Consider the following 23,367-nt stretch of genomic DNA (forward strand, 5'->3'; position numbering starts at 1 on the left):
TTGCTATCCTTTTAGCGGCCACGAACAACGTCGCGCTCTACCGGCGGGCGTGCCATGTTCTGGTTAGGCTGGGCTGCCTGAGCCGCGGCCTCGGGGGCCGGTGCTACGGTGGCGGGCTTGGCATCGGCGGCTTTGTCACTGGCGGTTTGCTGCATCAGCTTGTCCAGCGGCAGATACAGCAGGTTGCTACCGGCTTTCTGGTCTACATAGACCTTGCTACTGTTGGTCAGCACTTGCTGCATCATGTCCAGATACAGGCGGTCACGCATCACCTTGGGGGCTTTGCCGTACTCGGCCAGCACACTCTGGAAGCGCGCGGCGTCACCCTCGGCAGTGGAAATCACGCGCTGGCGGTAGCCGTCGGCCTCCTGGGCCAGGCGGGCAGCCAGGCCCTGTGCTTTCGGAATGACTTCGTTAGCGTAGGCCTGGCCTTCGTTACGCAGCTTTTCCTTGTCCTGACCTGCTTTCACGGCATCATCGAAAGCGGCAATCACCGGCTCTGGCGGCTGTACATCGTTGATGTTGACCTTGGCAATGCGTACCCCCATGCCGTAGCGGTCCAGTATCTGCTGCATGATGCGCTGGGTATCGACTGCAATCTGGCCACGGCCTTCGTTCAGCACGAAATCCACCTTGTTGCGGCCAACCACTTCGCGAATAGCCGTTTCTGCGGCCTGTTTCACCACATCCTGCGCACCCTCTTCCAGTGCCAGGTTGTTGAACAGGAATTCGCGTGCATCCTTGATGTCGTACTGCACCGAAAGCTGTACGTCGATGATGTTCTGGTCTTCGGTGAGCATCAGCGACTCTTCTTCTACCCGGCTCTTGGCCGAGCCGCGATAACCGACTTCCACGCTGCGCACTTCGGTCAGGTTGACGATTTCCACCTGTTCGAACGGGTAAGGCGCGTGCCATTGCAGACCGGAGTCACTGATACGGTCGTAGCTACCCAGGCGCAGCACCACGCCCTGCTCGCGCGCATCCACCACGTAAAAGCCACTGGCCAGCCACAGGCCGCCCAGAATGGCCACAATCCCGGCGGCACCAAACTTCATGCCACGCTCGGAGGGCATGCCGCCATTACCGCCGCCAAAACCATTATTGTTACCCGGCTGAGCAGGCTTGCCGCCCAACAGGCGCGACAGTTTCTGGTTCAGCTGGCGAAAGATTTCTTCCAGATCCGGCGGGCCATCGTCGGGGCGCTTGCCGCGGTTATCGTCATTCTGTGCCATGGTGATCTACTTTTTCTGTGGTTTGCGAGTGAGTCGTTGCCAACGCCCGTTCGGCAATGGCTTCGCGCAGGAGTTCCAGGCCGGCACCGGACAGTGCAGAAACCCGGACGCCCTCTACCGCGCCGTATTCATCGTACAGGATAGCTGGCGGCAAGCCGCGCAGGTCGGTCTTGTTCCACACCATCAGCTGCGGTACGTGATCGGCACCGATTTCTTTCAGGACTTTATTGACCTCTTCTACCTGACGCTCCCGCATAGGGTTGGCCGCATCGACCACGTGCAGCAGCAAGTCAGCCGAAATGGTTTCCTCCAGCGTAGCGCGAAAAGAGGCCACCAGCGAGTGAGGCAAATCGCGGATAAACCCCACCGTATCAGATAGCACGATAGACACATCCGTGTTGATGAACAGGCGACGGCTGGTGGTATCGAGCGTAGCAAACAGCTGGTCGGCCGCGTAGGCACCGGCTTTGGTCAGGCCATTGAACAGCGTGGATTTACCTGCGTTGGTATAGCCAACAATGGAGACAGAGGGCAATCCGGAACGATCACGGCTACGGCGCTGGGTTTTGCGCTGCTTTTGTACGGTGACCAGGCGGTCTTTCAGTGCCTTGACACGCAGACCCAGCAAACGGCGGTCGGTCTCCAGCTGGGTTTCACCCGGGCCACGCATGCCCACACCACCCTTTTGCCGCTCCAGGTGAGTCCACCCGCGCACCAGGCGGGTAGACATATGCGTTAACTGAGCCAGCTCGACCTGCAGCTTGCCTTCGTGGCTGCGCGCACGCTGGGCAAAGATATCCAGAATCAGCGTGACACGGTCTATCACCCTGCACTGCAGCACGCGCTCCAGGTTGCGCTCCTGCCCCGGCCCCAATGCGTGGTTGAAGATCACCACATTGGCGCCGGTTGCCTTGACGAGGGCGGCGATTTCTTCCACTTTCCCTTTGCCGGCAAACAGGGCCGCATCCGGGCGCTGACGCTTACCTTTGATCAGGCCGGTCACCGCAACACCGGCGCCCTTTATCAGCTCCAGGCATTCGCTGACGCCGTCTTCATAATCCGCCTCGCCAAAGTCGAGACTTACCAGTACTGCTTGGTCACCAAGATCAGGACGATCAAACACGCAGGGGGACTTTCAATAGATAAGGCTGACCAGCATGTGCCGGCCAGCCTTGGGGTAAGACTAGGGTTTACGCGTCTTGCGAGTCCGACTTGGCACCATGGTGCTCGTGCGGGATGTTCACTGGGCGGGCAGGAACCACGGTAGAGATAGCGTGTTTGTACACCATCTGGGTTACCGTGTTTTTCAGCAGAACCACGTACTGGTCAAACGACTCGATCTGACCCTGCAGTTTGATGCCGTTTACCAGATAGATGGATACCGGTACGTGCTCTTTACGCAGGATGTTCAGAAACGGGTCTTGTAACATTTGCCCTTTGGCGCTCATTTTTGTTCTCCGATTCGATGCAGTTTTTGTAATTCAGTACAAGCGAGCTGGTGCTAACAGTCTTTTTAGCATAAAAAATTCCAGCAGACTATTTGAACCCCTTGTGACGCAGCAAACTTACCTTGGTACCTGTCGCTTCGACCTCAAACGGGTTGCTATTCGATTTGTATTGCACGCGCAGCGGTGTGCCTTGCAGGTGGAACGCCTTGCGGAACATGCCTTCCAGATAGCGGGTGTAGCTGTCCGGGATCTTGTCCAGCGAGTTACCGTGAATCACGATAATCGGCGGGTTCATGCCACCCTGGTGGGCATAACGCAGTTTCGGGCGGACCTGGCCGGCACGTGGCGGCTGCTGGCGCTCGGTGGCCAGCTGCAGGATGCGTGTCAGTTTTGGCGTAGGCAGCTTGCTCATGGCTGCTTTGTACGCTTCATCAATAGATTTGAACAAGTCACCCACACCACGGCCTTGCAGCGCGGAGATATAGTGGAACTTGGCAAAATCTAGGAAGCCCAGCTTACGCAGGATATCGCGTTTGATGGTGTCTTTCTGATGCAGTTCCAGGTCTTCCCATTTGTTTACTGCCACAACCAGTGCACGGCCTGCTTCCAGCGCGAAACCAGCGATGGTGGCGTCCTGCTCGGAAATATCCAGCTGCGCATCCAGCACCAGCACCGCTACGTTGGCGTCTTCCACGGCCTGGATGGTCTTGATCACCGAGAACTTCTCGATGGCCTCGTTCACCTTGCCGCGGCGGCGTACACCCGCCGTATCGATAATGGTGTATTTGCGGCCATCGCGCTCAAAATCAATATAGATGCTGTCACGAGTTGTACCGGCTTGGTCGAAAGCGATCACGCGCTCCTCACCCAGTACGGCATTCACCAGTGTGGATTTGCCCACGTTCGGGCGGCCGATCACCACAAATTTCGGGTGATGGGTCTTTTCTTCTTCCTCGGCTTCCGGGAAGTTTTCCAGCACCAGCTCTACCAGCTCGCGCACACCGTCACCGTGCGAGGCGGAAATCGCCAGTGGCTCGCCCAAGGCCAGCTCGTGGAACTCGGCAGCCGCCATGGCGTTGCTGACACCCTCGGCTTTGTTTACCGCCAGGTAAACGGGCTGATTGGACTGGCGCAGGCGGTTGGCGATGATCTTGTCCTGCGGAGTCAAGCCAACGCGGCCATCCACCAGGAAAATGATGGCATCGGCTTCGTCCACGGCCTGCAGGGTTTGTCTGGCCATTTCGAACAGGATGCCTTCGTCCACTACCGGCTCGAAACCACCGGTATCTACCACCAGGTAGGGCTTGCTGGCACCGCGGCCATGGCCATAGTGACGGTCGCGTGTCAGACCCGGCTGGTCGGCCACCAGGGCGTCACGGCTACGGGTCAGTCGGTTGAAAAGTGTAGATTTGCCCACATTCGGGCGGCCCACCAGGGCAATAGTCGGTTTCATTGTGTACTACTTACTTCGTCAGCGCGGACAGGTTGCCGTTGTTATCCAGCACGTAGGCTACGTCGCCGCTTACCAGCGGGCGTGGCATTGTGCCGTTTACTTTCAGGCTGCTGCGGCCAACTATACGTCCATCAAGGGATGAAAGCAGATGTGCATAGCCTTCACCATCAATTACCAGCAATTGACCGCCCAGCGTTACCGGGGCAGACACATTGCGGTAGCGGAAATCGTCCTGTTTCCATAGGTTGCGACCCGAGTCGGCATCAAATGCCCAGATCGCGCCATCTTCTGCCGTCACGAAGACGGTCTTGCCATCGGATACCAGCCCACGGCTACTGCTCAGGTCACGTGCCCACAGCTGCTGGCCTCCACGCGAATCAAAGCAGGCCACACGGCCCTGGTAGGCCACTGCGCAAACACGACGGCCATCAAACATGGGCTGGCTGACGACATCGGTTACACGCTCCAGCTCGCTGGCACCACGGGCATTGGCCACCACAGACTGCCACAGCTGGTCGCCACGCTCTGCGGCGTAGGCGGTGACTTTGCCGGCAGCTTCGCCTACCAGCAACACATCACTGCCTTCGACCTTGATCTGCGGTGTCGTGGCTCGCACGGTCAGTGCAGGCTGTGCTTGCCACTGTGTCCATACCTGGCGGCCGGTTTTCAGGTCGAAGCCCGACACACGACCATCGCCAGCACGCACGACCAGCACGCGGCCTGCCAGTTGTGGCGGCTCGGCCAATAGGCTGGTGAGCGCTTGCTTCCACACCAGCTTGCCATCGGTGGCGCTGACGGCCAGCAATTCGGCACGATCATTCCCCACAAACAGCAAGCCTTCGTCGGCAGCCAGGCCGGCGACCAGTGCCTGTTTTACATCCAGTGTCAGCAGGGTTTTACCGCTTTGCGCATCCAGCTGCTGAATTTTGCCATTAGCACCCGCTACCCACAGCTTACCTTGTTCGATAAACGGGGAAAACAGCCCACTACCGGCATCCGGCACACTGGCTTGCCACAGTATCTTTGGCCCCACAGAAGCTTGCAGGGGCTTCAGCGGTGTAGGCTGATAGGCAGATTCGCCTTCAAACCACGACGCGCAGCCACCCAGCGCAGGCAAGAGTGCAGCACACAGCAACAGTCGGCGCATCATGGTTAGCTCCCCAACGAATCAAGTTTGGCCTGGATAAACTCGCGTACAGGGGCCTCCGGTGCAGATTTTGCCAGTGCCGCCTTGTAAGCTTCGCGGGCACCACCCAGGTCGCCGCGGGCTACCAGCACGTCGGCCTTCAGGTCCAGGAACATGGCATCAAACGCTACCGGGTGCGCCATCGCCAGCTCGGCCAGCGCCGCATCGTATTGCTTTTCGTCCAGCAGAACCGCGGCCAGACGCAGGCGGGCGACTGCTTGCAGGGTCTCATCCTTGTCGGCATGCTCGATCACCCATTTCAGCTGGCTACGGGCGACACCCAGCTCTTTGCTGTCGAACGCCAGCTTGGCCGCCAGCAGGCTACCGTTGGCCGCATAAGCCGACGCGGCATAGTCTTTTTGCAAGGTTGCCACGGTGGCCTTGGCTTTATCCAGCTGACCAGCTTGCAGCTGCTGTTCCAGCTGCCCGTACACCACGGCAGCCTGCTCGGCCTGGTTTTTCTGGTAAGCGTGCCAGGCTTTGTAGCCAATAAAGCCCAGGGATACGGCCAGCACGGCGCCGCCGATCAGCTTGCCCCACTGCGCCCAGAAGCCCTTGAGCGCGTCGATCTGTTCTTGTTCCTGCAGGTCGTAAGCCATGCGGCCCCCTTGTAATTAAGACTTGAAGCGGGAAACGGCGGCAGCCACATCAGCAGCGGCTACGGTTTCCTGAGCAGCCTCGGCACGCAATGGCTTGACCACCACTTGTGCATTGGCCACTTCGTTTTCACCGATGATCAGCGCCACTGCGGCGCCACTGCCATCGGCCTTTTTCATTTGCGACTTGAAGCTGCCGTCGCCCATATTCTGCACAACACTAAAGCCTGCAGCACGCAGGGTTTGCGCCAGCTGCATGGCGTAGGCTGCGGCACCCGCACCTTGGTTCACGATAAAGACATCCGCACCACGGCGCGCTGGCAGCAAGCCTTTTTCGGCCAACAGCAGCAAGACGCGTTCCATGCCCATGCCAAAACCGATACCCGGTGCCGGTTTGCCACCCAGCTGCTCGATCAGGCCATCGTAACGGCCACCGGCACACACGGTGCCTTGCGCGCCCAGCTCGGTGGTCACCCACTCGAACACCGACAGGTTGTAGTAATCCAGGCCACGCACCAGACGCGGGTTTTCCACAAACGGGATACCCAGCGCGCTGATCATGGCTTTCCAGCCTTCGTAGTGCGCACGCGAGGTGTCACCCAGGTAGTCGGACAGGCGCGGCGCATTGTTGGCCATGTCTTGCAGGGCCGGGTTCTTGGTATCCAGCACGCGCAGCGGGTTGGTGTACAGGCGGCGCTTGCCGTCTTCATCCAGGATATCAACGTGCTTTTCCAGGTAGGCGATCAGCGCTTCGCGGTGGGCGGCGCGTTCTTCCTTGTTACCCAGCGAGTTGATTTCCAGCTGCACGCTAGCGGCCAAGCCCAGGCGCTGCCACAGGTCGGCGGTCATGGCGATGATCTCGGCATCGATATCCGGGCCGGCCATGCCCAGTGCTTCTACACCGATCTGGTGAAACTGGCGGTAGCGGCCTTTCTGCGGGCGCTCATGGCGGTACATCGGGCCCATGTACCACAGCTTTTGCGTGGTGTTGTACAGCAGGTTGTGCTCTACCACCGCACGCAGCGTACCGGCTGTACCTTCCGGGCGCAGCGTCAGCGGGTCGCCATTGAGCCGGTCTTCAAAGGAGTACATTTCCTTTTCAACGATATCGGTCACTTCGCCAATGGAGCGCACAAACAGTGGTGTCGGCTCCACAATGGGGGTACGGATGTTGGCGTAGCCGTAGTCGTGCAGCCAGCCGCGCAAAACGGTTTCAAAGTATTCCCACTGCTGCGACTCTGCCGGCAGCACATCATTCATGCCACGCACAGCCTGGATTTTCTGGGCCATTCTCATACTTTCTTTTGCTTGATCATGTGCAGCGGCGGCCAACGCTGGCCACCGGCTTAAACCTGTTTGATAGGGATGGTACGCGCCACCACCTCGCGGCGCTTGGCACCACCCACACCGTAACGGGTGTGTACGTAGTTTTCCACCAGTGCCTTGAACTCCAGCGCGATATTGTCGCCCTTGAGTGTCACGTCTTTTTGGCCATCCACGTACACCGGTGCTACCGGTACTTCGCCAGTACCCGGCAGGCTGATGCCGATATCGGCCAGCTTGGACTCGCCCGGGCCGTTCACCACACAGCCCATCACCGCTACTTTCATGTCTTCCACGCCGGGGTACTGCAGGCGCCAGACAGGCATCTGCTCGCGCAGGAAGGTCTGGATGCTGTCGGCCAGCTCCTGGAAGAAAGTACTGGTGGTACGGCCACAGCCAGGGCAGGCCGTGACCAGCGGGGTAAACGAGCGCAAGCCCATGGTTTGCAACAGTTCCTGCGCGACTACCACTTCTTTGGTGCGCGCTTCGCCCGGCTGCGGGGTCAGCGAAATGCGGATGGTATCGCCAATACCTTCCTGCAACAGCACGGCCAGGGCGGCGCTGGAGGCCACGATGCCCTTGCTGCCCATACCGGCCTCGGTCAGACCCAGGTGCAGCGGAAACTCGCAGCGGCTGCCCAGATCACGGTATACGGTAATCAGGTCTTGTACGTTGCTGACTTTGCACGACAGCAGGATCTGGTTGGCAGGCAGGCCCAGCTCCATGGCCTTGTCGGCGGATTCCAGCGCCGACACGATCAGTGCCTCGCGCATCACCACGTCCAGCGCCTTGGGGTTGGCCGCATGGTTATTGGCGTCCAGCATGCGTGCCAGCAGCGCCTGATCCAGGCTGCCCCAGTTCACGCCGATGCGTACCGGCTTACCGTATTCGGCTGCGGTGCGGATCATGTAGGCGAATTTATCGTCGCCTTTGGCACCCTTGCCGACGTTACCCGGGTTGATGCGGTACTTGCCCAGCGCGCGGGCGCAGTCAGGGTAGTCTTTCAGCAGGCGCTCGCCGTTAAAGTGGAAATCCCCTACCAGCGGTGCCGCGCAGCCCATGTCGTCCAGACGCTGGCGAATCTCGGCGACGCGTGCGGCTGCCTCCGGGCTGTTTACCGTGATGCGCACCACCTCGGAGCCGGCCTGGGCCAGCTCGAATACCTGCTGTGCCGTGGCAGCGGCGTCGGCGGTATCGGTATTGGTCATCGACTGCACCATCACCGGGTGCTCGGAACCTACCATCACATGGCCTACCGCTACCTGCAGCGTTTTACGGCGTTTGATCGTTGCGTCCATCTGCTATCAGTTCAATTCCAGTTTGGCGGTAGCACCGCGCGTCTTGTCTTTCAGATCTATCACGGCCCCGTCGTAGCTCAACACCACCTGCGGAGCATTGCCGATTTTCAGCTTGAATGGCGGGACGCCGCGCACCTCCTGGCTTTGGCCTGCACTGATCAGGCCGTATACCAGCTTTTTACCGCTGGCATCCACCACCGACACCCAGCTATCGCCACTCGCCTGCACGCGCACCGCTTTTTGCCCTGCCTGCGCTGCGGGCGCGGAGGCTGGCTTGCTGACTACCGGCGTCGACACGGCTACCGCTGCGCTAGCCGGGCTAACACTTGCCACGGCAGACGCAACCGGGGCCACCGCGGCAGCTACCGGTGCGCTGGCAGGCTCGCTGTACGGCGCGCTGGCCAGCACATCACTGGCAGCCTGGTGCAGCATGGGCGCCAGCTCACCCTGCGGGGCGATGGTCTCTGTCTTGGTATCCTGCTGCTGCCAGGCGATCAGGCCTGCTACCACCAGCGCAGGCAGAAGCAACCACCAGAGCTTACTACCCGGGGCAGGCTGCGCTTCGGTTGCCTGCGGCAGCGGCGCGCGATCTACCGGGCTGGGCGGGTATTCCTGCTCCAGCAGCGTCATCAGCGGTGCGCTATCCAGCTCCAGAAAACGGGCATAGTTGCGTACAAAGCCACGAACAAAAGTTGCGCCAGGCAGGCGGGCAAAATCACCTGCCTCCATCCACTCAAGCTGACGCAGGGACAGTTTCAGACGGTCGGCTACATCGTGCAGACTCAGGCCCCGCTCAACGCGGGCGTCACGCAGTTGCTGGCCAATTTGTTGTGCAGCAGAAGAGGTCATATCCTGGGCATACTTCCTGGGATCAGGTCCCGCTCAAGAGCTGTTGGGTTTCTAGGCTATCCGGGTGACGGCTTTTCAGCATGCCGGCCAGGCGCTGTTCGGTAGCAGCGTCTTTCTTGAGCCGCGCCAGCTTGACACCCAGCAGCAATTCGGCCGGGCCAAAACGCTTTTCGTCCTTACCCAACCGCTCAAAATAAAATTGCGCCAGTTGCGCATTACCGCCTTGCAGCGCCAGGCGCGTCAGCTCGCGCAGCGCCGAGGCATCGTTCGGAGCGCGGCGCAGCGCCTCCAGCAACAGCTGGTTAGCCTCGTCGTTACGGTTCATTTGTCCCAGACAGATAGCCTTGTTGATCAGCGCAGTGTGAGGGGCAGAGAAAAACGGGTCGGCCAAAGCCTGATCAAACCGCGCCAAAGCTTCGTCAAAGCGGCGGCGGTTGCACAGGAACAAGCCGTAGTTATTATTCACTTCGGGGTTGCTGGCTTGAATGGATAACGCTTTGCGAAACGACGCCTCGGCCTCGCCATCCACCCTGAGCTGCATGTAGATCAGCGCACGGGCCAGATAGCCGGCCTGAAAGCCGGGATCTAGGGCAATGGCCTGATCGGCGTTTTCCAGCGCCACACGCATATTGCCGTAGCGCATGTACTCGATAGCCAGCTGGGCACGCATCTCGGCCAGTTCGCGCGGCGGGGCTGCAGCCAACGCCATCTGGGCAGCGCACAGCGCCGCCAGCAAACCAGCCAGGATACGTGTCTTATTCATCAGCCTTTATCCTCTGCAATGCGGATCCACTTTTCCTGGCGCCGCGTCTTGTCCTGCACCTGCCCGGCCAGCTGGCCGCAGGCAGCATCGATATCATCGCCACGGGTTTTACGCACGGTCACGATAAAGCCGGCTTCCTGCAGGATTTCGCGGAACGCGCGGATGGCGTTATTGCTGGAACGATCGTAACCGGAATTCGGGAACGGGTTGAACGGGATCAGGTTGAACTTGCACGGCACATCGCGCACCAGGGCGATCAGCTCGCGAGCATGTTCCGGCCTGTCGTTCACCCCGTCAAGCATCACGTATTCAAAGGTAATGAAATCGCGCGGTGCCTTGACCAGGTAGCGCTGACAGGCTGCCATCAGCTCTTTCAGCGGGTATTTTTTGTTCAGCGGCACGATTTCATCGCGGATGCGGTCATTCGAGGCATGCAGCGATACAGCCAGTGCTACCGGACAGGCCTCTTTCAGGCGGTCCATCTGCGGCACCATGCCCGAGGTGGACACGGTCACGCGGCGGCGGCTCAAACCGTAGGCGTGATCGTCCAGCATGATTTGCAGGGCGGAGACCACGTTGTCAAAGTTGGCCAGCGGTTCGCCCATGCCCATCATCACCACGTTGGAAATCACGCGTTCGTTACGCGGCGTCACGCCCATGGCCTTGTTGGCCCACCACAGCTGGCCGATGATTTCGGCGGTGCTGAGGTTGCGGTTGAAGCCCTGACGGCCGGTAGAGCAGAACGTGCATTCCAGCGCACAGCCTACCTGAGATGATATGCACAAGGTGCCGCGGTCATCCTCGGGGATGAATACGGTTTCCACACCATTGCCGGTGCCAACGTCCAGCAGCCACTTGCGGGTACCATCTTCGGATTCCTGCGACACCATCAAGTCCGGGATGCCTACCAGCGCCGTGTCGTGCAGCTTGGCACGCAGGCTTTTGGCGATATCGGTCATGGCGTCAAAATCGGCCTCACCCATCTGGTGCATCCAGCGCATGATCTGCTTGGCACGAAAAGGCTTTTCGCCCATTGCGGCAAAGTGTTCAGTCAGCTGGTTCAGGTTGAAGTCGAGCAGGTTGGTCTTCATGTGTATCTCGGATAAAGGCGGCCACCCTTGGGCAGCCGCCGGGTACAACTGGTTCCGCATGCGGCCAGGGTTGGCCGCAAACGGCGATTAGCGTGCGGTTACTTCGGTAGCAGCAAAGAAGTAAGCGATTTCGATCGCTGCGTTTTCCAGGCTGTCGGAACCGTGAACGGCGTTGGCATCGATGGAGTCAGCGAAGTCGGCGCGAATGGTGCCGGCGTCAGCTTTCTTCGGGTCGGTAGCGCCCATCAGTTCGCGGTTTTTCAGCATGGCGTTTTCGCCTTCCAGCACCTGGATCATTACCGGGCCGGAGATCATGAAGGACACCAGATCGTTGAAGAAAGGACGCTCTTTGTGCACAGCGTAGAAGCCTTCGGCTTCGGCGCGGGACAGCTGTTTCAGCTTGGCGGCAACGATCTTCAGACCGGCGGTTTCGAAACGGTCGTAGATTTTACCGATTACGTTCTTGGCAACGGCGTCCGGCTTGATGATGGACAGAGTGCGTTCGATAGCCATACAAATTCTCCCAGTTTGCAAGTGAAATGGTTACACTTGGCATGCGCATTTCAGGCTTGCCAGTGACCCAATTTTGAGGAACCCGGCATTTTACCAGTGTTCACCAGCGTTTGCTGCACAGAATTTAATCAGCGATGAATCCACCCTCCTCCGATCCGCGCACCACTTCTGATTCCGCAACAGCCATGACCCCCGAGCTGAAAAAACGCCTGGCCATGGCCGCAGGCCTGGTGGCCATCGCCCTGGCGGCCATCCCGGTACTGGACAGCCTATCCGGCAAGAAACCGGACACCACCCCTGCCAGCGTACCGGTCAGCTCCGGCCGTATCATCAATAAAGAAGCCGCCTCCGAACCCACCCTGGTCATCGCACAGCTACCGGAAAGCAGCGCCCCGGCCGCCGCCAGCACACCGGCGATTGCCACGCCCTCACCCGCCACGCCCGACCTTGGCAAGACACCTGCGGCCAACCTGGGCCAGACCAGCCCGCTACCCGCTACAGCCGCCCCTGCCACCCCAGCCATGGCCACCGCCACGCCGGCCGGCAAAGCCAGTAGCCCGGCCCCCGCACCGGCCAGCAACAAAGCCACCGGCCCGGCCGCTCCGGTCGCCACACCCGCAGCAGCCGCCAAGCCAGCCACAGCGCCAGTAGCCCCCCCCGCTGCCAAAGCAGCCACCACGCCACCCGCACCGGCCGTAGCGCGCAGCAGCGGCAAGACCAGCCCGGTAAGCGAGATTGAGCTGCCGCCGGCCGCGGCCCCAGCTACGCCACAACCGGCCAGCAAGGCCACCATGCCGACACTGCCCGCCGTGAAAGCCGCCCCTGGCGGCGCCTCGCTGGGCTACCAGGTGCAGCTGGGCTTGTTTGCCAGCCCGGGCAACGCAGAAAAACTGCTGGACGACCTGAAAAAACGCGGCATCAGCGCCCGCACCGAAACCCGTGTGCAACTAGGGCCGTTCAACACCCGCGCCGAAGCCGAAGAAGCCATGGCCAAGCTCAAAGCATTGGGCTACCAGCCACTGCTAGTGCCCGCAGGCGCACACTAGCCGCCCGCTACCGCCACCAGCCAAGCCACCGGGCTCGTAAAAAAAGCCGCAGCACACGCTGCGGCTTTTTTGCGGGCCACACCCAGGCATCAGGTCTCGCTCACCCCGTCGCCTATCTTGAAGTTATCCACCAGATGCGGTAGCTCCAGATAGGTGCGCGACTGCATTTCAGTCAGGCGGCTAGCCGTGCGGAAAAACTCGCTGGACTGGGTACCTTCGGTATAAATCTGCTCCGGCTCCACGGCACACGATGCCACCAGCTTGACGCGATGGTCATAAAACACGTCGATCAGCCAGGTAAAGCGCCGCGCCATGGCAGCGTCGCGCGCGGCCAGCTTCGGGATATCCGATACAAACACCGTATGGTATTCGCTGGCGATTTCCAGATAATCTGTCTGCGCACGCGGACCATCGCAAATGGCCAGAAAGTCGAACCAGATCACACCCGGCACGTGGCGCTTGAGCGCAATCTCCCGCCCCAGCACGTTCAGCACATGGCTTTCTTCAGGCGTTGCCCCCGCCAGGCGCTCAAACATGGCCTGCATCTTCTGCTCGGCCTCTGCACCGGCCGGCACATGGAACAAGGGCTCGCGCGTGAGCTCGCGCAGGCGGTAGTCGTTGCCGCCATCCACGTTCAGCACATCCAGATTGGCTTTGAGCAGCGCGATGGTGGGCAGGAAATTGCTGCGCATCAGGCCGTTGGGGTACAGGTTGTCCGGCGGGTAGTTCGAGGTCATTACGCAGATGATGCCATGCGCAAACAGCTCGCTAAACAGCCGCCCCAGAATCATGGCGTCGGCAATATCGCTGACATGAAACTCGTCAAAACACAGCAGGCGCACATCCTTGGCAATACGTGCCGCCACGGTTTTCAGCGGGTCGGCTTCGTTGGATACCGTGCGCAGCTGCTTGTGGATTTCGGCCATGAAGTGGTGGAAATGCACGCGGCGCTTGCGCTGGTACGGTACGCAGCTAAAGAAGGCATCCATCAGGAAGCTCTTGCCCCGCCCTACCCCGCCCCAGAAATACAGGCCACGAGGCACGTCTGGTTTGCGCAGGCTGCGCCCCAGAAAGCGGTTGCGCTTACCCTTGAAATCCACCAGTGCCTGCCACAAGGCATCCAGCCGCTCGATAGCGGCGGCCTGGGCCGCATCATGGATAAAGCCTTCTTGCTGACTGGCTGCCTGGTACCAGGCTTTCGGGCTCATGGAGCCATCGCTTGGTGGCGAAAACACGTGTTGGGACATAGTGGTATGGGTGAAGGTTGGCCGCATGCGGCCAACCTTGCGCTCAGGAAAATAGACCGGTGGAAAGATAACGGTCGCCGCGGTCGCAGACAATAGAAACAATCACGGCATTCTGTAATTGCTCGTTAAGTCGCAAGGCTACGGCCAAGGCACCACCGGACGACGGCCCGGCCAGAATGCCTTCTTCGCGCGCCAGGCGGCGCGCCGTATCTTCGGCGGTTTGCTGGTCCACCAGCAGCAGCTCGTCTATGCGCGAAAAATCGCAAATCTTGGGCAGGTATTCTTCTTCCCACTTGCGGATGCCGGGAATCTGGCTGCCCGGCTGCGGCTGCACGCCGATAATCTGGATAGCCGGGTTTTGCTGCTTCAAGTAGGTAGCGGTACCCATGACCGTGCCGGTAGTGCCCATGCTGGACACAAAGTGCGTCACGGTGCCGGCGGTATCGCGCCAGATTTCCGGCCCAGTGCCTTCGATGTGCGCCAGCGGGTTATCCGGGTTGCCAAACTGGTCCAGAATGCGGCCAACTCCTGCTGCCTGCAGGCGGCGCGCCTCGTCGATAGCGCCCGGCATGGAGGCCTCTTTGGGCGTGAGCACCACCTCGGCGCCGTAGGCACGCATGGTATCCACGCGCTCCTGGCTGGAGTTTTCCGGCATCACCAGCATCATCTTGTAGCCCATCATGGTGGCGGCCATGGCCAGCGCAATGCCGGTGTTGCCACTGGTGGGCTCGATCAGCGTGTCGCCGGGGCGGATATCGCCGCGCGCTTCGGCGTGGCGAATCATGGATAGCGCCGGGCGGTCTTTTACCGAACCGGCCGGGTTGTTCCCCTCCAGCTTGACCAGCACCACATTGCTGCTATTGCCAGGCATGTGCTTCAGGCGCACCAGCGGGGTGTTACCGACAAAGTCTTCCAGATATTTGAATTCAGGCTGGGTCATCACACTCTCCTCGTTGGCCGCATTATAAAGGTAGGATGGGCCGGATTTGGCATACCCGGCCAGCCGCAGCGCACAACAACAATAATAATTTGTTTATTTTCAGTGTCTTACAAAAATTTCGGCTTTGTAATATTAAGCTCTGTTCATATAACCACACACCACCATAAAAAAGCCCGCCCCGGTCTACGGGGCGGGCTTTTTGCTGACAAAGACCTGATTACATCAGCTCTTTCAAAGGCTTCTGCAGGGTAATGAGCCACAGCTGGGTGGCTTCGCCATTGGCAGCCACACCCAGGCTGGCCCCCGCTTGCGGCTGGCCCTGCTTGTCTACCAGCTTGCCGCCTGCCACACGCAGCTCGTCCAGCTTCATGCTGCTGCCGCGCAGCTCGCTGGCCACGCCAAAGTCGTTATCGTTGATTACCGCCAGCGTGCTGCCGTCCACCAGCGCCAGGCCTTCGCTCTTTTCTGCCGTCCAGCCCAGCGCGCGCAGGTCGATCACGGTTTTCTTGCGCGCCAGCTGCACGCCCGCAGCGGCCAACGCGGCGCTGTCGCCATACTCCAGCGCACGGCCATCGGCCAGCTGCTTGCCGCTGATGTCGCTGGCAGCCGCCAGGTCCAGCAGCACGATGTCGTTATGCATGCGTTTGTCTTTATCTTTGCCTTGCTCGATCACGGCAAACAGCGTATCGGACAGCGCCACGATGTCACCCAGCTTCATGTCGCCGGTTTTCTTGAAGTGCGCCGACACTGGGTAGGCAAACTGGCGCACGGCGCCGGTTTTCGGGTCCAGCTCGACAACACGGGTAAACAGCGCGTCGTGGCGTGTCTTGCCGTCTACGTCCAGCGTGCTCTGCACGATGGCTACCACTTTGCCGGCAGGCGTCACCGCCACCCCTTCAAAGCCACGGTTGGGCTGGCGTGCGGCCAGCTCGGCCGGCAGGCCCTGGCCCGGCGCGTAGCGCTGCAGGATCTCGCCACTCTTGCCGTCTACCTTGGCGATAAAAGGACCGTATTCGTCCACGATCCACAGGTTACCGGCAGCATCGACGTCGATGCCTTCCGGGTCCAGGCCGTTGGCGTCGTAGGGCAAGGCGGCCAACTGTTCGCTCAGGCCCAGCTCACCGCTGGCACCGACCTGCCCCGGTGCGAGCGGGCGGCCGCTGATGGGCTGGCCGTTCTGCTTCAGCGGCAGGCTCTTGATGACCTCGGCTTTGTCGGCCAGCGACACACGCAGCTGGGTGATGGTGGGGGTGTAGTCGGGTGCAGCAAATACCTTGCTGGGACGCTTGCCACCGGCCTCGGCCACGTCTGGCGAGTCCACATTGGGGCCACGGTCGGTCAGCGACCAGAACTCCAGCGCCGAGGTGGCTTTTTCATAGCCCTTGAAGCGCAGGCCAGACCCCACCGCCAGTGGCAAGCCTTGCGGGAAGACCGACTTGGCCAGGCCGGCGTAGGCCACAGCCGGGGCCTGCACGTCGTAGCGCTCTAGCGCCGCAATGTTCGGCTCGCGGGTTTCCAGCAGGGTAAATGGCTCGGCCAGCGCAGGCAGCGCCGCAGACAGCAACAGGGGCAGAAGCAAACGTTTCATGGTGCATTCCATCAGGCGTGAGAGTGATGCGGCCAACTTATAACAAGCAGGTGACAAAACCGTGACATAACGACAGCACAAAAAAACACCGCGCTTCTGACGAAGGCGCGGTGCTTGGCACGCAACAGCCACCCTCAGGCGGCCGGGGTGATTACTTGGCGTATACCGGGAAGCGGCGAGCCAGCGCGGTAGCCTGCTCGGCTACGCGGGCCAGTACGGCGTCGTCGTTCGGGTTGTCCAGTACGTCGGCTACCAGGTTGGCCACGATGCGGGCTTCTTCTTCCTTGAAGCCGCGGGTGGTGATGGCCGGGGAGCCGATACGGATACCGGAGGTCACAAACGGGCTTTCCGGGTCGTTCGGGATGGCGTTTTTGTTCACGGTGATGTGCGCCTTGCTCAGGGCAGCATCGGCAGCCTTGCCGGTCAGGCCTTTCGGGCGCAGGTCTACCAGGAACACGTGGCTCTCGGTACGGCCGGAGATGATGCGCACGCCGCGGGCGGCCAGGGTTTCTGCCATGGCGGCAGCGTTTTTCAGAACCTGCTCCTGGTAGGTCTTGAATTCCGGCTGCAGCGCCTCTTTGAAGGCCACGGCTTTACCGGCGATAACGTGCATCAGCGGGCCGCCCTGCAGGGTCGGGAACACGTTGCTGTTCAGCGACTTCTCGAACTCGGCTTTGGCCAGAATGATGCCGCCACGCGGGCCACGCAGGGTCTTGTGAGTGGTGGAGGTCACGAAGTGGGCGTGCGGTACCGGGTTCGGGTACACACCAGCAGCCACCAGGCCAGCGTAGTGGGCCATGTCTACCATGAAGTAGGCGCCTACCTTGTCAGCGATTTCGCGCATGCGGGCCCAGTCAAAGCGCAGGGCGTAAGCGGAAGCACCACCGATGATCAGCTTCGGCTTGGTTTCCAGCGCTACGCGCTCCATGTCGTCGTAGTCGATCTCTTCGTTTTCGTTCAGACCGTAGGCCACGATGTTGAACATTTTGCCGGACAGGTTGGCCGGGGAACCGTGGGTCAGGTGACCACCGTGGCCCAGGTTCATGCCCATGATGGTGTCGCCCGGCTTCAGGATGGAGAAGTACACCGCCTGGTTGGCTTGCGAACCGGAGTGCGGCTGTACGTTGGCGTACTCGGCGCCAAACAGCTGCTTCACGCGGTCGATGGCCAGCTGCTCTACCACGTCAACGTGCTCGCAACCGCCGTAGAAGCGCTTGCCCGGGTAGCCTTCGGCGTACTTGTTGGTCAGCTGGGAACCCTGGGCTTCCATGACGGCCGGGCTAGTGTAGTTTTCCGAGGCGATCAGCTCGATGTGATCTTCCTGGCGGACAACTTCTTCGCTCATGGCGGCGGCAAGTTCCGGGTCGTACTGGGCAATCTTGATATCTGCAAACATCGTCGACAATTCCATCAAAGGGTTATGGATGAAAAAATTCTAGCGCATTACGGCCACCGGCCGAAATGAACAAATGGCGAAGAAACAATGAATTAGATTCATGTTCCTTCGCCATTCTGTTGTCTTACTGCAGGGTCTGGCGCTGCGGCCAGTCGTCTGCGGTGAAAAACAGCGGGATGCCGTCGCGGCTTTCCGGCTGCACATCCGGCACCAGCCGCACATCGCTTACCTGGCACTCGGCCATCAGCAGGCGGAAACTGGTTTCGATCTGGGCTACCACATCCTGCGCGGCCAGTGGCCACACAAAGCCACCCCAGTCTTTTTCGTTACCGGCAGCCGACACGGTAAAGTGCAGCTCGCCGTTTTCGTGGGCGGACACCACTGCTACCGGCTCCTGCCCCTGATCACGCAACAGGCGGATCTGGCTGCTGGCAAACACCTGCAGCGCCACCTCCAGCCGGGCATGGTTGGCCGCAGCAATGGCTTGCATCAGCGGCATGGGCGGACGCGGAATCGGGAACAGCGTCACGCCGTCGGTCTTGAGCTGGTCGCCCAGGAACTTCATCAGCGGCACGCCCCAGGCGCCCACGCTGCCACCCAGCTTCACGGGGGCAGCTGCGCCGTCTTCCTGGATGGCCACGCCCAGCAGGTAGCGCAGGAACACGCCTTCGTCCTTGGCAGTAATGGCCGCGGCCGGCAGGTCCAGCGGCAGGCCACGGGCCGCATCGGCCAGCTGGCGGGTATAGCGGTAAATCTGTGCCGACGAAATGTCGACAATGGCATCCGGGTGCAGCAGCTTGCCAGACAGGAACACCTCGGCCCCTGGCGCAAACAGGCCATGCTGGCGGAACAGACCATTCAGGCCGTCCACATCGGCAATGCGCTCCGGCAGCGTGACCTTGTTCTTGCTACCCACTACCAGCACCACCGGCACGGCAAAGACCACGGCGTGGCGGCCACCATCCGGGCGCTCGGCGGCATCGCGCAGGGCATCCCACAGGATCTGGTAGGTTTGCTGCGAGGTCACCATCGCCAGCGCTACCGACAGCGACAGCAGCTCTTCACGCTCCAGCATCTCCAGCAGCGCGGCACGCAGAGAGTCCTGCCACATGGCGCGGTCGTCTTCGGTACGTGCATTCGCAATGGACTGCGCGTAGTGGATCAACATATTAGAAGGGGAAGATTCGGGGTACTGACGCGGATCGGGCAAAACAGGGCTGATATCGCTCATTGCTGACAACCGGTGGGATGGGCAAAGACGGTATTTTCGCACAGGCGGGCAGCAAGGGCGAGCCCGTAACCGGTGCAAAATGCAGATTAGCGCAGGGGCATGGCAGGCAAACGCCGCCAAAGCAGGCCCGTACGCCATAAGCTGTGCCACATGACAACAACAAGCAAGCGCTCGATTTTCACCTTCGAACATTCAATGTATCTAATGCGCGACCAAATGTTATATTTTTTGCGCTTTTGTAAATTGTATACATTGACACTGCCCAGCGAGGTCTGGATAATCCGTCCTCGTTGAGATGCAGCAATTGCTTCTTGATAGTTTCTCCTCTATTTCTCCTTTGTAGACTTGGCGCGGGCATCAAACCCCGCGCATTTTTTTTGCCTGCCGTCCTGGCACTGAAAAATCAGCCACTTAGCACCCACCACCCCCACGCTGCGCTTTACACCCCACACCCGATATACTCGGCATTCTGCCAGCTGACCCGCATTATCCAGCACGAAATATCCCTATACCGCCCGCAAGGCGCATAGCCTGCCAGCTTGCAATGGATGTTCACATGAACACGTCACGGCGTTCGGATATGTTGCAAAACGAAAATGCAAAACCCGGCAACGCAGCCGCATTCTGTACAAACACAGCCACCAGGCAGCAGGCATCGCGCCAGCCAAGCTCGCCCGTTGCGGCACCCCACCCGTGCGGCACGACGCCAGCTTGGCCGCCAGCGGCCACGGTGGGACAATCGCCTTTTACGCCCGCCCGCCCCGCCATGACTCAGACCACTTTTTTCTGGCACGACTACGAAACCTTCGGCGCCGTGCCACGCAGCGACCGCCCGGCGCAGTTTGCCGGCATTCGCACCGATAGCGAGCTCAACGAAATCGGCGAGCCGGTGATGCTGTATTGCCAGCCCACGCCAGACTTCCTGCCCTCGCCCGAAGCCTGCCTGATTACCGGCATTACGCCGCAACGCTGCGCCGAGCTGGGCGTGCCGGAGCACCAGTTTGCCGCCGCCATCGAGCGCGAGCTGGGGCAGCCGGGCACCATCGGCGTGGGCTACAACTCCATCCGCTTTGACGACGAAGTCACGCGCTACCTGCTGTGGCGCAACCTGAAAGACCCGTATGCGCGCGAGTGGCAACACGGCTGCAGCCGCTGGGACATGCTGGACGTGGTACGCACCACCTACGCGCTGCGCCCGGAAGGCATACAGTGGCCGCGCCACGACAACGGCCTGCCGAGCTTCAAGCTGGAGCACCTCACGGCGGCCAACGGTCTGGCGCACGAGGCCGCGCACGACGCGCTGTCCGACGTGCGCGCCACCATTGCCCTGGCGCGGCTGATCCGCCAGCGCCAGCCCAAACTGTTCGACTTTTGCCTGGACCTGCGCAAGAAAGACGCGGTGCGCCACCAGCTCAGCCAGCACGCACCGCAGCCGCTGGTACACGTGTCCGGCATGTTTGGCAGCGAGCGCGGCAATGTGGCCATTGTGTGGCCGATTGCCGACCACCCAAGCAACAAGAACGAAGTACTGGTCTGGGACCTGGCGCACGACCCGCGCCAGCTGGCAGGGCTCTCGCCAGAAGACATCCGCCTGCGCCTGTTTACCCGCAGTGCCGACTTGCCGGAAGGCGTCAGCCGCCTGCCGCTCAAGAGTATCCACGTCAATAAATCGCCCTTTGTGTGCAACAAGCTGGCGGTACTGAGCGACGCACGTGCCGCCGAGCTGGGCATCGACAAGGCGCTGGCACTGCAACACGCCACCTACGCCGCCGCCCTGCCCGACCTGACGCCGGTATGGAAAGCCGTGTTCCGCCGCGAGACGGGCGAGACACCCGACGTCGATGAAAACCTGTATGGCGGCTTTGTCAGCTATAACGACCGCCGCATCCTGAACCGGCTGCAACAGCTATCCGCTGCGGAGCTGGCAGCCGAGCGGCCGGCGTTTGAAGACAGCCAGCTCACACGCCTGCTGTGGCGCTACCGCGCGCGTAACTTTCCGCACAGCCTGAGCGCGGAAGAAGCCCAGCATTGGCGCCTGTGGTGCCAGCAAAAGCTGCACAGCGGCCAACCTGGCGGGCGCAGCCATGCCAGTTTCCAGCAAGAGCTGGCCACCCTGGCCGCCAACGCGACACCTGAGCAGCACACCATCCTGCAAGCTTTGCAAGACTGGGCGAACCAGCTGCCGCAGTAGCCCCTCCGCCAGCCAGCCGGGCAAGAAACAAACCGGCTGGCTGGCGTTCTCTTTATTCACTTTTTGAATAACTAACCATGAAATTCGTCTAAAGACGAATAAACCCTTCGGTTAGCATGGCCCCTCGTCAGACAATACCGAAGGGTGCCCCATGGACTTGGGCTATGTGATTGCAGGTTTGGCAGTGGGCTTTATCGTGGGCCTGACCGGCGTGGGCGGTGGCTCGCTGATGACGCCTATCCTGCTGTGGTTCGGCATCAACCCTGCCACCGCCGTCGGTACAGACTTGCTGTATGCCTGTATCACCAAGATGGGCGGCGTGTGGGTACACCACAAGCAAAAGCACATCGACTGGCACATTACCCGCCTGCTGGCGCTGGGCAGCGTGCCTGCTGCGCTGCTAACGGTTGCCGTGCTGCACTTCTTACAGCTGGAAACCGCCCATATCAACAAGGTTATCAAGGTCACGCTGGGTTTTGCGCTGATTCTGACGGCTGTGGCCATCCTGTTCAAACCATTCATTCTGAAACAGCTGGCGCGCATCAGCCCGCCGCGCCCAGAGGGCTATGTACCGGTAAAAGCCACCATCGCCACCGGCGTGGTACTGGGTGTGATCGTGACGCTGAGCTCGATTGGCGCCGGTGCCCTGGGCACGCTGGCCATTTTTGCACTTTATCCACTACTGCCGACCGCACGGCTGGTGGGTACCGAAATCGCGCACGCGGTACCGCTTACCCTGGTGGCTGGCCTGGGCCACGCCAGCATGGGCAATATGGACTACGGCTTGCTGGGCCAGCTGCTGGTGGGCTCGCTGCCGGGTATCTGGCTGGGTAGCCATATGACGCGCCGCGTGGCCGAGCAATGGCTGCGCCCCGCCCTGGCCATCATGATGGTATTGATCGGTGCCAAACTGGTGATGTAGCGCCAGAAACACACTGCAAAAAGCCGCCTGGTGCGGCTTTTTCTTTTGGCACCTTGTGCGACAATAGCGGCCTTTATTTTGCACCTGGCTACCCGATGACTTTTCCCCACCGCGCCATCCTGCTGATGGGCCCCACCGCCTCCGGCAAAACCGGCCTGGCGCTGGCGCTGGCGCAGCGTTTTCCGGTAGAGATCATCAGTGTGGATTCCGCGCTGGTTTACCGCGACATGGACATTGGCACCGCCAAGCCCACCGCCCAGGAAATGGCCAGCTGCCCGCACCACCTGATCGACATCATCGACCCGACGGTGTCGTACTCGGCGGCACAGTTTCACGCCGATGCCAACCGCCTGATTGCCGACATTTGCCGCCGTGGCCGCATCCCGCTGCTGGTGGGGGGCACCATGCTGTATTTCAAGGCGCTGCTGGAAGGCCTGTCCGACCTGCCGCAGGCCGACGCCGCCACCCGCGCCCAGCTGGAAGAAGACGCCGCCCGCCTGGGCTGGCCTGCCATGCACCAAAGGTTGGCCGCAGTGGACCCGGAAACCGCTGCACGGCTGGCACCCAATGACGCACAGCGTATACAGCGCGCGCTGGAGGTCTACCTGCTCAGCGGCCAGACCATGTCGCAGCTCATCCGCCAGGGGCGCGACGACGCCGCCAGCTTTGCCACCCTGCGCCTGGCGCTGCAGCCTGCCGACCGCGCCTGGCTGCACGAGCGCATCGCGCTGCGCTTTGAGCAAATGCTGGCACAAGGCTTTCTGGACGAGGTCACGCAGCTGCGCCAGCGTTACGCCGGGCTGTCGCTGGACCTGCCATCCATGCGCTGCGTAGGCTACCGCCAGGCTTGGGAATACCAGGACGGGCTATATGATATGGCCGAGCTGCGCTACCGTGGCATTGCCGCTACCCGCCAGCTGGCCAAACGCCAGCTCACCTGGCTGCGCAGCATGCCGCAGAATACGCCGCTAGACTGCCAGTCTGCCGATTTGCTCACCCCGGTGGCGCAGCAGGTAGAAGCCTGGCTGGCTGCTTGTGAAAAATAGTAACGCAC

The 23,367-nt window shown here is 60.9% G+C and carries 21 protein-coding genes; 4 read left to right on the plus strand and 17 right to left on the minus strand.

What is annotated here, in order from left to right:
• Positions 1-11: 11 nt before the first annotated feature.
• From hflK to ndk, 12 genes are all read right to left on the minus strand, one after another.
• On the minus strand, positions 12-1,232 hold the full coding sequence (hflK, locus tag ACZ9XP_RS01185; protein WP_147683815.1) for an FtsH protease activity modulator HflK: 1,221 nt from the start codon (positions 1,230-1,232) through the stop codon (positions 12-14).
• Positions 1,219-2,355 (minus strand): GTPase HflX, encoded by a 1,137-nt coding sequence (hflX, locus tag ACZ9XP_RS01190; RefSeq protein ID WP_147683817.1) that lies wholly within the window; start codon positions 2,353-2,355, stop codon positions 1,219-1,221. Before hflX ends, hflK begins: the two co-directional genes overlap by 14 nt.
• 67 nt (positions 2,356-2,422) lie before the next feature.
• Entirely contained in the window at positions 2,423-2,680 is a 258-nt protein-coding gene (gene hfq / locus ACZ9XP_RS01195) for an RNA chaperone Hfq (RefSeq protein WP_017508502.1), read from the minus strand.
• Between the two features lie 88 nt (positions 2,681-2,768).
• Positions 2,769-4,133, minus strand: coding sequence for a ribosome biogenesis GTPase Der (gene der / locus ACZ9XP_RS01200; RefSeq protein WP_017508501.1), 1,365 nt, complete (start codon positions 4,131-4,133; stop codon positions 2,769-2,771).
• Positions 4,134-4,143: 10 nt separating this feature from the next.
• Positions 4,144-5,283, minus strand: a complete 1,140-nt coding sequence (gene bamB / locus ACZ9XP_RS01205) for an outer membrane protein assembly factor BamB (protein WP_147683819.1) — start codon at positions 5,281-5,283, stop codon at positions 4,144-4,146.
• A gap of 2 nt (positions 5,284-5,285) precedes the next feature.
• On the minus strand, positions 5,286-5,918 hold the full coding sequence (locus tag ACZ9XP_RS01210; RefSeq protein ID WP_147683821.1) for a YfgM family protein: 633 nt from the start codon (positions 5,916-5,918) through the stop codon (positions 5,286-5,288).
• A 15-nt stretch (positions 5,919-5,933) separates the two neighbouring features.
• Positions 5,934-7,205 carry a histidine--tRNA ligase gene (gene hisS, locus ACZ9XP_RS01215; protein ID WP_147683823.1) on the minus strand — a complete coding sequence of 424 codons (1,272 nt, stop codon included), beginning with the start codon at positions 7,203-7,205 and terminating at the stop codon, positions 5,934-5,936.
• 56 nt (positions 7,206-7,261) lie between these two features.
• Positions 7,262-8,536 (minus strand): flavodoxin-dependent (E)-4-hydroxy-3-methylbut-2-enyl-diphosphate synthase, encoded by a 1,275-nt coding sequence (gene ispG / locus ACZ9XP_RS01220; protein WP_147683825.1) that lies wholly within the window; start codon positions 8,534-8,536, stop codon positions 7,262-7,264.
• A 6-nt stretch (positions 8,537-8,542) separates the two neighbouring features.
• Positions 8,543-9,385: a helix-turn-helix domain-containing protein gene (locus ACZ9XP_RS01225; RefSeq protein WP_465187875.1), complete on the minus strand. Its 843-nt coding sequence runs from the start codon at positions 9,383-9,385 to the stop codon at positions 8,543-8,545.
• 22 nt (positions 9,386-9,407) lie between these two features.
• Positions 9,408-10,148: a type IV pilus biogenesis/stability protein PilW gene (pilW, locus tag ACZ9XP_RS01230; RefSeq protein ID WP_438698119.1), complete on the minus strand. Its 741-nt coding sequence runs from the start codon at positions 10,146-10,148 to the stop codon at positions 9,408-9,410.
• On the minus strand, positions 10,148-11,239 hold the full coding sequence (rlmN, locus tag ACZ9XP_RS01235) for a dual-specificity RNA methyltransferase RlmN (RefSeq protein WP_147683831.1): 1,092 nt from the start codon (positions 11,237-11,239) through the stop codon (positions 10,148-10,150). Before rlmN ends, pilW begins: the two co-directional genes overlap by 1 nt.
• An 87-nt stretch (positions 11,240-11,326) precedes the next feature.
• The gene (gene ndk, locus ACZ9XP_RS01240; RefSeq protein ID WP_147683833.1) at positions 11,327-11,752 is read right to left on the minus strand and encodes a nucleoside-diphosphate kinase; all 426 of its coding nucleotides are present in this window, start codon (positions 11,750-11,752) and stop codon (positions 11,327-11,329) included.
• Positions 11,753-11,937: 185 nt separating this feature from the next.
• On the opposite strand from ndk, the gene ACZ9XP_RS01245 reads away from it, so the two are divergent.
• Positions 11,938-12,798 (plus strand): SPOR domain-containing protein, encoded by an 861-nt coding sequence (locus ACZ9XP_RS01245; RefSeq protein ID WP_465187876.1) that lies wholly within the window; start codon positions 11,938-11,940, stop codon positions 12,796-12,798.
• A gap of 89 nt (positions 12,799-12,887) precedes the next feature.
• Here ACZ9XP_RS01245 and zapE read toward each other — a convergent pair whose 3' ends face one another.
• From zapE to ACZ9XP_RS01270, 5 genes are all read right to left on the minus strand, one after another.
• Positions 12,888-14,006, minus strand: a complete 1,119-nt coding sequence (gene zapE, locus ACZ9XP_RS01250) for a cell division protein ZapE (protein WP_465187877.1) — start codon at positions 14,004-14,006, stop codon at positions 12,888-12,890.
• An 82-nt stretch (positions 14,007-14,088) separates the two neighbouring features.
• On the minus strand, positions 14,089-14,985 hold the full coding sequence (gene cysM / locus ACZ9XP_RS01255) for a cysteine synthase CysM (protein WP_438698116.1): 897 nt from the start codon (positions 14,983-14,985) through the stop codon (positions 14,089-14,091).
• Positions 14,986-15,202: 217 nt separating this feature from the next.
• The gene (locus tag ACZ9XP_RS01260; protein ID WP_465187878.1) at positions 15,203-16,573 is read right to left on the minus strand and encodes an esterase-like activity of phytase family protein; all 1,371 of its coding nucleotides are present in this window, start codon (positions 16,571-16,573) and stop codon (positions 15,203-15,205) included.
• A 151-nt stretch (positions 16,574-16,724) separates the two neighbouring features.
• Positions 16,725-17,969 (minus strand): serine hydroxymethyltransferase, encoded by a 1,245-nt coding sequence (gene glyA / locus ACZ9XP_RS01265; RefSeq protein WP_017508488.1) that lies wholly within the window; start codon positions 17,967-17,969, stop codon positions 16,725-16,727.
• Between the two features lie 124 nt (positions 17,970-18,093).
• Entirely contained in the window at positions 18,094-19,200 is a 1,107-nt protein-coding gene (locus ACZ9XP_RS01270) for a hypothetical protein (protein ID WP_465187879.1), read from the minus strand.
• A gap of 766 nt (positions 19,201-19,966) precedes the next feature.
• Between ACZ9XP_RS01270 and sbcB the strand changes: the two genes are divergently transcribed.
• From sbcB to miaA, 3 genes are all read left to right on the plus strand, one after another.
• Positions 19,967-21,391, plus strand: a complete 1,425-nt coding sequence (sbcB, locus tag ACZ9XP_RS01275; protein WP_147683845.1) for an exodeoxyribonuclease I — start codon at positions 19,967-19,969, stop codon at positions 21,389-21,391.
• A 151-nt stretch (positions 21,392-21,542) separates the two neighbouring features.
• Complete coding sequence (locus ACZ9XP_RS01280; protein WP_147683847.1) at positions 21,543-22,313, plus strand: sulfite exporter TauE/SafE family protein; 771 nt, start codon at positions 21,543-21,545, stop codon at positions 22,311-22,313.
• A 95-nt stretch (positions 22,314-22,408) separates the two neighbouring features.
• Entirely contained in the window at positions 22,409-23,359 is a 951-nt protein-coding gene (gene miaA, locus ACZ9XP_RS01285; RefSeq protein WP_147683849.1) for a tRNA (adenosine(37)-N6)-dimethylallyltransferase MiaA, read from the plus strand.
• The last annotated feature ends 8 nt before the right edge of the window (positions 23,360-23,367 follow it).

This window comes from Vogesella perlucida, assembly GCF_979366545.1.

Excerpts from the sequence above, each read along its gene's own strand:
- ACZ9XP_RS01280 (WP_147683847.1), top strand. The coding sequence starts at position 21,543 with ATGGACTTGGGCTATGTGATTGCAGGTTTGGCAGTGGGCTTTATCGTG.
- ACZ9XP_RS01270 (WP_465187879.1), bottom strand. The coding sequence starts at position 19,200 with ATGAGCGATATCAGCCCTGTTTTGCCCGATCCGCGTCAGTACCCCGAA.
- ndk (WP_147683833.1), bottom strand. The coding sequence starts at position 11,752 with ATGGCTATCGAACGCACTCTGTCCATCATCAAGCCGGACGCCGTTGCC.
- ACZ9XP_RS01260 (WP_465187878.1), bottom strand. The coding sequence starts at position 16,573 with ATGAAACGTTTGCTTCTGCCCCTGTTGCTGTCTGCGGCGCTGCCTGCG.
- sbcB (WP_147683845.1), top strand. The coding sequence starts at position 19,967 with ATGACTCAGACCACTTTTTTCTGGCACGACTACGAAACCTTCGGCGCC.
- ispG (WP_147683825.1), bottom strand. The coding sequence starts at position 8,536 with ATGGACGCAACGATCAAACGCCGTAAAACGCTGCAGGTAGCGGTAGGC.
- glyA (WP_017508488.1), bottom strand. The coding sequence starts at position 17,969 with ATGTTTGCAGATATCAAGATTGCCCAGTACGACCCGGAACTTGCCGCC.
- hfq (WP_017508502.1), bottom strand. The coding sequence starts at position 2,680 with ATGAGCGCCAAAGGGCAAATGTTACAAGACCCGTTTCTGAACATCCTG.
- ACZ9XP_RS01225 (WP_465187875.1), bottom strand. The coding sequence starts at position 9,385 with ATGACCTCTTCTGCTGCACAACAAATTGGCCAGCAACTGCGTGACGCC.
- zapE (WP_465187877.1), bottom strand. The coding sequence starts at position 14,006 with ATGAGCCCGAAAGCCTGGTACCAGGCAGCCAGTCAGCAAGAAGGCTTT.
- ACZ9XP_RS01210 (WP_147683821.1), bottom strand. The coding sequence starts at position 5,918 with ATGGCTTACGACCTGCAGGAACAAGAACAGATCGACGCGCTCAAGGGC.
- ACZ9XP_RS01245 (WP_465187876.1), top strand. The coding sequence starts at position 11,938 with ATGACCCCCGAGCTGAAAAAACGCCTGGCCATGGCCGCAGGCCTGGTG.
- hisS (WP_147683823.1), bottom strand. The coding sequence starts at position 7,205 with ATGGCCCAGAAAATCCAGGCTGTGCGTGGCATGAATGATGTGCTGCCG.
- hflK (WP_147683815.1), bottom strand. The coding sequence starts at position 1,232 with ATGGCACAGAATGACGATAACCGCGGCAAGCGCCCCGACGATGGCCCG.
- pilW (WP_438698119.1), bottom strand. The coding sequence starts at position 10,148 with ATGAATAAGACACGTATCCTGGCTGGTTTGCTGGCGGCGCTGTGCGCT.
- cysM (WP_438698116.1), bottom strand. The coding sequence starts at position 14,985 with ATGACCCAGCCTGAATTCAAATATCTGGAAGACTTTGTCGGTAACACC.
- miaA (WP_147683849.1), top strand. The coding sequence starts at position 22,409 with ATGACTTTTCCCCACCGCGCCATCCTGCTGATGGGCCCCACCGCCTCC.
- rlmN (WP_147683831.1), bottom strand. The coding sequence starts at position 11,239 with ATGAAGACCAACCTGCTCGACTTCAACCTGAACCAGCTGACTGAACAC.
- der (WP_017508501.1), bottom strand. The coding sequence starts at position 4,133 with ATGAAACCGACTATTGCCCTGGTGGGCCGCCCGAATGTGGGCAAATCT.
- bamB (WP_147683819.1), bottom strand. The coding sequence starts at position 5,283 with ATGATGCGCCGACTGTTGCTGTGTGCTGCACTCTTGCCTGCGCTGGGT.